Below are 8,496 nucleotides of genomic sequence, written 5' to 3' on the forward strand. Positions count from 1 at the left end.
CCGGCCATCTGTGTTTGTGAGGGCATCAGGCTGAAGCATTGAACCAGCACCGGGTGATGGCGTCTTCATAATGAATCAGCAGCTTCAGATAGTCCTGTTCAAGGGAGATCATATCCAGGTCCTGTTTTCTCAGCCATTCCGAAAGCCAGCAGAAACGGATGGCAACCACCATGGGAAAGAGGGCCTGTAAACCCGCAGAGGAGAGAAGCCCGGAGGCGTTGACACCTCTGATGGCCTGAAGAGCAAAATCTTCCTGCAGGGCCACGGGATCCTCGCTGCCAAGGCACCCCAGAAGATTGGCCAGATCATGAATTTCCGGCTTGGAACCGCAGAATTCCCAGTCAATGATGTATAAGAGCTCTTTTTTTTCAAAAAGAGCATTTACGGGATGCAGATCACCGTGGCAGAGCTTTACGGGAATATGAGGCATAAGGGGCGTAAGGGCATGAATAACCCATTTCTGAATACCCAGCAGATTCTGGTAGAGGGAGGGTTCCCGCCTTTGCAGAACTTCCATGAGAGCCCGGATATAGTCGATAATATCGAAAAAAGGCGTCCGAAAACCGGTCTGGCTGCCTTTTTCAAGAAGATGGCATATAAAAGCGGCGAAAAACCGGCCTCTCCAGCCGTCTTTCGTATATTCCGGCCTTGGCAAGTTTTCCCCTTGGATATAGGGTGTCAGCTGATAAAAATACCCCTTTTGTTTCATGAGGTATTTCCCTTCCCCATCTTGTAAGGGGGGTAGAATCCATGGCATTTTCTGTTCTTGCAGCTGGAACAGAAGGCGGGCAATGCGGTTTTTTACAGGGGCCTGATTCGGAGAAAAACGTTCCAGCACAAACAGTCCTTTTTCCGTACGTATGGCCATACGTCCCTGACTGCGCTCCGGACTTCCCGCCAGGGGTATTTCCGGTACCGGTTCAGAGGCACCCAGGCCCATCCGGAGGGTCAGCTCCCTTGCCATAGCCCTGTCAATGGGATGGATGGATGGTGTCATTGTGTCCATGAGGTTGACTTGGCTTTCGTTCTTTTATACTTTTCTTTTCTTTCAGGCACTGCCTGAAGCTTTTATCACAGCCGTCTCCGTGTTGAAAGGGAAAGGACGTTCAACAGGTAAAGACGCTGTGCCTATGCATGAATAAGGATGTGAGATGATGCAGCTCCTCATGAAAATCGGTCGCAATGATCCCTGTCCCTGTGGTTCCGGCAGGAAATATAAAAAGTGCTGTGCAGGCAGCAAGGAACCCCTGAAGGTGAATATGAAGGATTATTATCTCAGAAATTATGATATTCACCTGAAAACACCGGAGCAGATAGAAGGAATCCGCAGGGCGGGGCGTCTGGTGATGGAGACCCATGGACTTGTGGCAGAAAGCCTGAAGCCGGGTATGACCACAGATGAGATTAATGACATCGTTCACCGGCATACCCTGAAAAACGGAGGCATACCCGCTCCCCTGAATTATCGTGGATTCCCTAAAAGTGTCTGTGTTTCTCCCAATGAAATTATCTGCCATGGGATTCCCGGAGAAAGGGTGCTTGTGGACGGGGATATTGTGAATGTGGATATCACAACCATTCTCGATGGATATTATGCGGATGCAAATTATACGTATTTTGTGGGAACACCATCGCCGGGAGCCCGGCGGCTTGTGGAAGTGACCCTGGAAAGTCTGCGCCGTGGGCTGGACATGGTCAGGCCGGGTAACACTACCGGGGATATCGGCTGGGCCATACAGCGGTATGCCGAGGGTGAGGGCTATTCTGTGGTGAGGGAGTTTGTGGGCCATGGAGTGGGGCTGGATTTCCATGAATCTCCTCAGATTCTTCATTTCGGGAAAAAGGGGACGGGTGTTCCACTGGTGCCGGGCATGACCTTTACGGTGGAACCCATGGTGAATCTCGGTAAGAAGGAGCTGTATATCCTTGAGGACAGGTGGACAGCCGTTACCCGTGACGGCGGTCTTTCCGCCCAGTTTGAGCAGACCATTGTTGTGACAGAAGATGGGTATGAAAGCCTGACGCCCTTTCCTCTGGACGCATGTATCCAGAACTTGTAAAGAAGATCTGCGTAACAGGAACGGTGCTTCCTGATGTAGTGCCGTTGGCTGGGTCTGCGGCACTTTTCCAGTTGAATAAAGAACGTTTCCGGAGCAGCCGTTTCGGCTGCCGCCGGATGATAGAGGAACGAGGAGATCAAAAATGGAATTATGTCCCTGCGGATCCGGTCAGAACTTTGAGGCCTGCTGCGAACCCTATATTACGGGTGCCCTGGCTGCACCAACGGCGGAAGCTCTGATGCGTTCCCGTTATACCGCCTATGCCCGGGTATCCATGGATTATATCTTTGATACCACCCATCCGGATCAGCGGACGGATTATGATGCGGATGGTGCCAGGCAGTGGGCGGAATCTTCTCAGTGGCACGGCCTTGAAATTCTGCACAGAGAAAAGGGGCTTGCGGAAGACAGGGAAGGTAACCTCGAGTTTGCCGCCCATTTTTCCCAGGATGACAAACGTTATGTCCACCATGAGCGGGCTTTTTTCCGTAAGGGAGAAGATGATAAGTGGTATTTTTATGATGGACAGCCTGTTACGGCAGAAACCTTCCGCAGGGAAGGTCCCAAGGTAGGCCGTAATGACTCCTGCCCCTGCGGTTCCGGTAAAAAATATAAAAAATGCTGCATTGACAGTGTCGCATGAACAAGGGGCCAGGCTCCGCCTGGCTTTTTCTCCCTGCCCCAATGACACCTTTATTTTTGAAGCCCTTGTCCATGGCAGAATATCCTTGCCGGGTTTTTTTCCGGAAGCTGTTCTTGAGGATGTGGAAACCCTGAATCAGCGGGCTTTTAAGGGCCTCTACCCCATTACCAAGCTTTCTTTTGCGGCCCTGGGTCGTTTGCGGCAGAACTATGCCCTTCTGCCCTGTGGAGCTGCGCTGGGAAGGGGATGTGGCCCACTTCTGGCTGGCAGAACAATGCTGACTCCGGAAGAGTTGCGCCGTGTGGTAATTGCCGTTCCCGGCATGGATACCACAGCGGCTTTTCTGCTGCGTTATTTTCTGGGTCAGGATATCAAGCTTCGGCCCATGGCCTTTGAAACCATTATGCCTGCCCTGCAGGATGGCAGGGCAGAGGCTGGTGTGATTATCCATGAAGGGCGTTTTGTCTTTGAGGAGTACGGCCTGATCTGCATGCAGGATCTCGGTCTTTTCTGGGAGGAGTCTTCTGGCCTGCCCATACCTCTGGGTGGCATTGCCCTGCGCAGGGATATGCTGTCACTGGCACCTGCCCTCAGCCGGGCCATTCGGGAAAGCATACTCCATGCAAGGCAGTTCCCGGAGCTGGTCATGCCTTATATCCGTACCCATGCCCAGGAAATGGCAAGGGAAGTCATTGACCGCCACATAGGCCTTTATGTGAATGATTTTTCCCTGAACCTGGGGGAGGAGGGCAGGGCGGCGGTTGCCTTTTTCTTCCGGATGGGAGAAAGCATGGGGCTTTTCCCACCCTTTGCAGGAGACTATATGGCTCCTGTCTGATTTTTTTATCTGTATCAGACGAGGATACGCCAGCAGCGGTGTATCCTTTTTTGTTTGTTCTGATAATCTTCTGGAATGGTTTTCTGTGTTATTTCTTCAATTGTTTCAGATCTGAACCTTTCCATGCAGGGTTCAAAACCCTGATGGTTGGTGGAAAAAAAGATGGTAGATCCTTTTTCCATGACCTGAATGACCCTTGTGATGAGCTCGGGGTGGTCCCGTCGGATGTCAAAGGTGCGGTCCTTTTCCCTTGCGGAAGAATAGGAGGGAGGATCCACGACGGCAAGAGAAAAGGTCTGTCCTTTTTGTTTGAGGATCTTCAGGTAGTCCATGGCGTCGGCCTGCAGAAGCCGGTGCTTTTCCCTGTGGGTCCCGTTGAGAATGAAATTTTCTTCTGCCCAGTCCAGATTACTCCGGGATCTGTCAATGGAAAGGCTTTCTGCCGCACCGCCTGCGGCCGCGTAGCAGGTAAAACTTGCCGTATAACAGTAAAGATTCAGAAACCTTGTTCCAGCCGCCATATTTCTGACCATGGCCCGGGTATTTCTGTGGTCGGAAAAAAGGCCCGTATCCACAAAATCCGATGGATTGATCCAGAAGGAAAGATCCCGTTCCTTCATCCTGATTTTTTCACCGGTCCGGTCTATCCGCTCATATCGCCTGCCATCTCTGATACCGGCGTGTCTTTTTTTCAGATGCACCCGGTCCATGGGAATGCCAAGGGTTGTGGCCACAGCCTCTGCCATGGACGGAAGCCAGTGGTCCATGGACTGTTCCCGAACATACTCTGCAATGACAAGATGGCCTGCATACCAGTCCACAACCGCACGGATTTCGGGAATATCCCAGTCATAGAGCCGGAATATTTCAAGGCCTTCACGTTGAAAACGTTTATGGAGGTGCTTGAAACGTTTTTGGATACGGTTGGCAAGCATGGCTGCCTGCCGGGCTGTTTTTTCGTCGTGAATGGGGTGGGGCATGGAGGCTCCTTTTGTTCGGAATCAAGGTAGAGTCAATTTTCTTGCATAATTTTTTTGAGTTTAGTAAGATTGCATATAACTCACTACATAATGTTGAAAAACTGTAAGTTTTTTTATGGGCCGCCGCCCATTTTACAGTGCAGATGGAGCCGGTATCATACGGATTCCATTATCCCTTCAGGCTACCCGCCAAACCGCAGTTGATCTGCAAAGCTGCCCCCTGAACCTGAAAAAAGGGGCATGGATTACGTCTTTTTGTATCCAGCCGTCGGCATGAAATGGATCCTTATGTATTCAGTCCTGTTACCAAGCCTTTTCTGATGTGAAAATCCGTTGAAAAATTGCAACCGCAAGGAGCCTTTCCATGGAAACCACCTCGTTGCACATTCCGGTGCAGAAGCGCATTTTTGTCCGCATTATCACAACCGTACTCCTGATGACCACACTTATTCTTGTGATCATGGGCTTCTGGCAGTATCAGACAGCCAGATCCAGCCTTCAGCAGGGGATGGCTGTAGATGCGGATCTTGTTGTGCAGCGTCTCCTTCAGGCCCTTCAGGAACCCCTTTATAATTTTGACATGGCCCAGGCGGAAGCACTTTTGCGATCAGAAATACCTGACAACAGGCTTTCTGCCATAGGTCTTTCGGACCCTGCCAACACCCGAATGATCATGGTCGTGGTGAAAGATGGAGCGGGCAAACCTGCAAAGACGGAGAAACTCCCTGAAACGAACGGTTATCGGCAGGAAAGTCCTGTCAAACGGTCTGATGATGTGCTCGGTCATATAACAGTGGTGATGAATCTTTCCCATTATGAGGAAAATCTCCGGCAGATTCTTCGTAATACGGTTCTGACCATTGTTTTATTGAACATCCTGCTTCTGGCGGTTATGGCCCTAAGTCTGCGCATCATGGTTTTTATGCCCCTGCAGTCTACCATTGCAGCCGTCAGAGATATTGCGGAAGGGGAGGGAGATCTGACGAGAAGAATTTCCGAGGCCAGTGGCAATGAACTCAGTCTTGCTGCCCGCTGGATCAATGTTTTTATCCTTCAGATTCATGGGATAATGAGCCGTATCCGGGATAACGGGAACAGTCTTGCGGATTCTGCCGCCAGTCTTCTTTCCATATCCGAACGGTTGGCAACGGATTCCAGAACATCATCGGAACGGGCATCGGCCGTATCCCGGGCCACCGGCAGCATGAGCCAGAGTATGGACAGCATTGCTTCGGCCATGGAGCAGGCATCCACCAACACTTCCATGGTGGCAGCAGCAGCCGAACAGATGACGGCAACCATCGATGAAATTGCAAAAAACACGGAGAGTGCACGGCGCAACACCAAGAATGCCGTTGACCGTTCCGAAGTGGCCACGGAAAAAATGGCTCAGTTGGAAAAGGTTGCAGGAGAAATCGGTAAGGTTACGGAGTCCATTACGGAAATATCGGAACAGACCAACCTCCTTGCCCTTAATGCCACCATAGAGGCGGCCCGTGCCGGTGAGGCAGGCAAAGGTTTTGCCGTTGTGGCCAGTGAAATCAAAACCCTGGCTACCCAGACAACCACCGCCACGGAAAATATCCGAAAAATTATTGGTACGGCGCAGAGTCTGATCAAGGATGCCACCGGTGAAGTGCAGGATGTGTCCGGTGCCATTCAGTCCACCAGTGATATGGTTACGGTAATTGCCACTGCTGTGGAGCAGCAGTCAGCCGCAACAAGGGAGATATCGGGCAATGTACATCAGGCCGCCCAGGGCATTCAGGAGGTGAATGAGAACATGGCGACCATGACGGGGTTTGTGCAAAGTATTCGCAATGATATTGAGAGCGTGGATCAAATCAGCCAGGAAATGAACAATATCAGCTGTGATGTGAATGGGCGGGCCAGGGAGGTGGCTTCCATGGCCGAAGGTCTTCAGGGGCTTATCGGCCGGTTTGTTCTGTAAAGGATTTGTTCAACAGTGCCATGACACATAAGGCACGGGCATTGGATGCAGAAATTTCTTGCTGTCTACGGATTGTTCAAAAGGAGGTGTGTATGATGGGTTCCGTGAGGGTGAGTATTTTGATCAGCAGCATGCTTTTGATTGCCATGGCATTATTTGTCAGTGCGGTTTGTGCCAGAGAGACCGTGCGTGTTGTGGGGCACCAGTATACGCCATATCAGAATCAGGATCAGTCAGGTTTTCAGAATGATCTGGTGAAGGCAGCCTTTGATGCCGTTGGCTTGCAAGCGGATATTGCCATCACCCCTCCCTTTCGAACCATTCAGGATTTTTATAACTGCAGGTATGCTGTCTCCGCTGATGGAGAGACTTTGGAAGATGAGATCAAAAACAGAGAGCTTGATGTACGAAAGCATGTCTACTGGAATGTGCCCATAGGGCTTATGTACTATAAACCCAACTTAACGGAAGCGGAGCGGAAAGCCCTTGAATCCGTAAGTGATTTTTCTCAGATTAATCCGGAGTATTCCATATTGAGTTATGGAGGATATGATCCCTATACCCCGGAGGGTTTTCAGGGAAAGGTAGACTCCCGGTCCCATTCTCCGGAACAGACCATGATGATGATAAAGGGCAATCGATATAAGCTGGGTTTTGAAGTGCTGGGAGTAACTCCCTATACTATTATGAACAGTGATGATCCGGCGGATCTGAAAAATTGGGGTTTTGTGAATGCCTGGGTCTTTGTACCGCAATATATGGCTTTTAAAGGAAAGGATCCCAAGGGAGCATACTACGAAGAAAAATTTCTTGAAGGTCTGAGAGCGATAAAGGCGAATGGAGTGTATCTTGATATATATGAAAAACTTTATGGCAAAAACAATGTCCCCAGCTCGGCAGTCGATGACCCTCATGGGGAGATAAGAAAAGAGGATTTAGGAAAACTTGTGAAAGATGCAGGATTCGATATGGAAAAATTTCTCCGGCAGGAGAGAGATGCTTCGGGATCGATAGTCCGGTTTGTAGAATAATAGCAGCTGTTTTTGAGCAGGTTTGTTTGCCCACCTCCACGTATTGTTCGATGTGTGTCCATTCCTTCCATCCACCATCTGAAATGAAAGGTCATGCCATGCAGACAATGAAAACAATCGCCTCCGTTTTTCTTTTTTTTCTTATGGCGTCCCCGGCGTTATCTCAGACAAAGGTGACCATTTATGCGGATAATAATTATCCCCCCTATGCCTATGCAGAAGGAGGGGAAGTAAAGGGGATTTATACGGAAATTCTGCGCACGGCATTTTCCCGTATGAAAGACTATCAGGTCACCATAGAGGCCGTTCCCTGGGCACGGGGTCTGAATTATGTCGAAACCGGAACGGGCCTTGCCCTCTATCCTCCCTATTATCATCCGGCGAGCCGCCCCTGGATAAAGCCATATTCTGTTCCGATCCTTGAAGAAAATGTTGTGGCAATGTGCACGGAAAAGGTTCTTTCCCGTCCAAGAACGGCATGGCCTGCGGATTATCATGGGCTTACCTTTGGGATCAATGCCGGGTTCAAGCTTGGTGGAGAGGCCTTCTGGAATGCCGTGGACCAGGGGCATATCCGTGTGGAAGAGGCTCAGGGCAGTCGGGCCAACCTGCTGAAGCTGGGGGCGGAGCGCATTGACTGCTATATCAATGACAGGATTTCCATTCTGTGGGAGGTGGACAGGCTGAGAAGAAGCGGTGAATACAGATGGGCCAGTCCCGTAGAAGGCTATGTCATTTCTTCAGAGCAGGGATATCTGGGATTTACGGACAGGGATGAAGGGCGTTTCCCCTTTAAAAATGATTTTGTGAAGAAGTTTAATACGGAAATCGAGAAAATGAGGGCTTCCGGTGAAATTCAGAAAATTATAGATCGTTTTGTATCGCAGTAGCTATGGAATGAATTTACCGGCTTGATAAGGGCCGTTCACAGTATTGAAATCCTATCCCCAAGGGTCGGCTGGAAGCTAAGTACGGCCGACCCGGTGAGGGTTT

General features: G+C 50.2%; 8 protein-coding genes. 6 read left to right on the plus strand and 2 right to left on the minus strand.

What is annotated here, in order from left to right:
- Nucleotides 1–25: 25 nt before the first annotated feature.
- Nucleotides 26–997: a phosphotransferase enzyme family protein gene (locus OOT00_RS03670; RefSeq protein WP_265423936.1), complete on the minus strand. Its 972-nt coding sequence runs from the start codon at nucleotides 995–997 to the stop codon at nucleotides 26–28.
- Nucleotides 998–1,151: 154 nt separating this feature from the next.
- On the opposite strand from OOT00_RS03670, the gene map reads away from it, so the two are divergent.
- From map to OOT00_RS03685, 3 genes are all read left to right on the plus strand, one after another.
- Nucleotides 1,152–2,060: a type I methionyl aminopeptidase gene (map, locus tag OOT00_RS03675; protein ID WP_265423937.1), complete on the plus strand. Its 909-nt coding sequence runs from the start codon at nucleotides 1,152–1,154 to the stop codon at nucleotides 2,058–2,060.
- Nucleotides 2,061–2,202: 142 nt separating this feature from the next.
- Entirely contained in the window at nucleotides 2,203–2,703 is a 501-nt protein-coding gene (locus tag OOT00_RS03680; RefSeq protein WP_265423938.1) for a YchJ family protein, read from the plus strand.
- Nucleotides 2,693–3,541: a 1,4-dihydroxy-6-naphtoate synthase gene (locus OOT00_RS03685; protein ID WP_265423939.1), complete on the plus strand. Its 849-nt coding sequence runs from the start codon at nucleotides 2,693–2,695 to the stop codon at nucleotides 3,539–3,541. The genes OOT00_RS03680 and OOT00_RS03685 overlap by 11 nt, the downstream gene beginning before the upstream one ends.
- A 14-nt stretch (nucleotides 3,542–3,555) precedes the next feature.
- Here the strand turns inward: OOT00_RS03685 and OOT00_RS03690 are convergent, their stop codons facing one another.
- Nucleotides 3,556–4,521: a class I SAM-dependent methyltransferase gene (locus OOT00_RS03690; RefSeq protein WP_265423940.1), complete on the minus strand. Its 966-nt coding sequence runs from the start codon at nucleotides 4,519–4,521 to the stop codon at nucleotides 3,556–3,558.
- 364 nt (nucleotides 4,522–4,885) lie between these two features.
- Here OOT00_RS03690 and OOT00_RS03695 point away from each other — a divergent pair, with 364 nt between their 5' ends.
- The 3 genes from OOT00_RS03695 (at nucleotide 4,886) to OOT00_RS03705 (ending at nucleotide 8,393) form a co-directional block, all read left to right on the plus strand.
- Entirely contained in the window at nucleotides 4,886–6,472 is a 1,587-nt protein-coding gene (locus tag OOT00_RS03695) for a methyl-accepting chemotaxis protein (RefSeq protein ID WP_265423941.1), read from the plus strand.
- Nucleotides 6,473–6,564: 92 nt separating this feature from the next.
- The gene (locus OOT00_RS03700; protein WP_265423942.1) at nucleotides 6,565–7,503 is read left to right on the plus strand and encodes a hypothetical protein; all 939 of its coding nucleotides are present in this window, start codon (nucleotides 6,565–6,567) and stop codon (nucleotides 7,501–7,503) included.
- A gap of 98 nt (nucleotides 7,504–7,601) precedes the next feature.
- The gene (locus OOT00_RS03705; protein ID WP_265423943.1) at nucleotides 7,602–8,393 is read left to right on the plus strand and encodes a substrate-binding periplasmic protein; all 792 of its coding nucleotides are present in this window, start codon (nucleotides 7,602–7,604) and stop codon (nucleotides 8,391–8,393) included.
- Nucleotides 8,394–8,496 lie beyond the last annotated feature (103 nt).

This window comes from Desulfobotulus pelophilus (assembly GCF_026155325.1).
GTDB lineage: Bacteria > Desulfobacterota > Desulfobacteria > Desulfobacterales > ASO4-4 > Desulfobotulus > Desulfobotulus pelophilus.

Excerpts from the sequence above, each read along its gene's own strand:
- OOT00_RS03690 (WP_265423940.1), bottom strand. The coding sequence starts at position 4,521 with ATGCCCCACCCCATTCACGACGAAAAAACAGCCCGGCAGGCAGCCATG.
- OOT00_RS03680 (WP_265423938.1), top strand. The coding sequence starts at position 2,203 with ATGGAATTATGTCCCTGCGGATCCGGTCAGAACTTTGAGGCCTGCTGC.
- OOT00_RS03670 (WP_265423936.1), bottom strand. The coding sequence starts at position 997 with ATGACACCATCCATCCATCCCATTGACAGGGCTATGGCAAGGGAGCTG.
- map (WP_265423937.1), top strand. The coding sequence starts at position 1,152 with ATGATGCAGCTCCTCATGAAAATCGGTCGCAATGATCCCTGTCCCTGT.
- OOT00_RS03700 (WP_265423942.1), top strand. The coding sequence starts at position 6,565 with ATGATGGGTTCCGTGAGGGTGAGTATTTTGATCAGCAGCATGCTTTTG.
- OOT00_RS03705 (WP_265423943.1), top strand. The coding sequence starts at position 7,602 with ATGCAGACAATGAAAACAATCGCCTCCGTTTTTCTTTTTTTTCTTATG.
- OOT00_RS03695 (WP_265423941.1), top strand. The coding sequence starts at position 4,886 with ATGGAAACCACCTCGTTGCACATTCCGGTGCAGAAGCGCATTTTTGTC.